Source organism: Pseudomonas sp. MWU13-3659 (genome assembly GCF_023757525.1).
Classification (GTDB): Bacteria; Pseudomonadota; Gammaproteobacteria; order Pseudomonadales; family Pseudomonadaceae; genus Aquipseudomonas; species Aquipseudomonas entomophila_E.
Genome location: NZ_JAMSHW010000078.1, coordinates 1 through 1,365 on the forward strand (window position 1 = coordinate 1; position 1,365 = coordinate 1,365).

At 56.1% G+C, this 1,365-nt stretch carries 1 protein-coding gene; it reads right to left on the bottom strand.

Annotated features, from left to right (window positions below; translation table 11 throughout):
* Positions 1-62 precede the first annotated feature (62 nt).
* The gene (locus tag NGM28_RS28355) at positions 63-1,313 is read right to left on the bottom strand and encodes an IS256 family transposase (protein WP_252092537.1); all 1,251 of its coding nucleotides are present in this window, start codon (positions 1,311-1,313) and stop codon (positions 63-65) included.
* Between the last annotated feature and the right edge of the window lie 52 nt (positions 1,314-1,365).

Here is a 1,365-nt window from a genome sequence, read left to right on the forward strand (position 1 = left end):
GGGACTGTCAGATTTTTTGTGTGCGGGCCGGTAACGGCCTGCCGTCAGGCAGGCCCTGATTCTCACCAGGTTGGCCTGATAAACCGATCTCCGTACAGAATCGCAAATTGATTCATCGCGTTTTTCCAATCATGGGCCGGTTTTCCCCAATTGGCTGTTATGTTGCGCAATCCCAGCCAAATCAGTTTGGTCGCTGCGTCATCATTCGGGAAATGTCCGCGAGTCTTGATGACCTTGCGTAGCTGGGCGTTGATGCTCTCGATAGCGTTGGTGGTATAGATCACCTTCCGGATGGCGGGCGGGAAGACAAAGAATGGAATCACGCGATCCCAGGCGCGTCTCCAGGCAGCCACCACCGTTGGATATTTTTCACCCCACGGCCCGCTCTCAAACTCATCGAGTGCTTGCTCAGCCGCTTCGGCATTGATGGCTTGGTAAATCGGTTTCAGCTCCTTGGCCAGTGCGCGCCGTTTGTCCCAAGCCGCGTAGTCCAGGCTGTTGCGGATCAGATGCACGATGCACGTCTGCAACGTCGTCTCTGGAAACACGGCACTGAGGGCTTCAGGCATGCCTTTAAGGCCATCGGTCACGGCAATCAGCACGTCCTCGACGCCACGTGTCTTGAGATCGTTGAACACCTTCATCCAGAACTTCGCACCCTCAGTGTTCTCGATCCAGATGCCCAGGATGTCGCGCGTCCCGTCGGGTAGAACGCCCAAAGCCAAGTAAATGGCCTTGTTGCGCACCAGGCCTTCTTCGCGAATCTTCACCCGCAGCGCATCAAAGAAAATGACCGGGTACATCGGCTCCAATGGCCGCTGTTGCCACGCGCCAATTTCTTCCATGACCTCGTCTGTCACAGAGCTGATGAAATCGGGTGAAACGTCCGTGCCGTATTGCTCAGACAGAAATGCCCGGATCTCTCTGACCGTCATTCCACGGGCGTACATGGCGATGATCTTGTCGTCGAAGCCGGTGTAACGGCGCTCATGTTTGGGGATCAGGATGGGCGAGAAGCTGCCGTCCCGGTCCCGAGGGATATCCAGGCGTAGCGGGCCATCGCCTGTTAGCACGGTCTTACCACTCTTGCCGTTGCGCTGGTTGGTCTCATCCTCTGGGCGCTGCGCGCCCGGAGGATAGCCCAGGTGATGGCAAAGCTCGGCGTTCAGGGCTCGTTCGATCAGTGCTTTCTTGAAGGCGGCAGAAGCCTCTTCGATAGCCTCTGCGGTCATCAGTGGGTTCGCGGAAAACTGTTCAAGAAGCTCTTTCGGGACCTTTGGTAACTCTCGAAGCGGTTTCTTTTTGGTTGGCATACATGCACCTCTTGCTCATGTTATGCCCGAACACAAAATTTCTGACACCCTC

Excerpts from the sequence above, each read along its gene's own strand:
- NGM28_RS28355 (WP_252092537.1), bottom strand. The coding sequence starts at position 1,313 with ATGCCAACCAAAAAGAAACCGCTTCGAGAGTTACCAAAGGTCCCGAAA.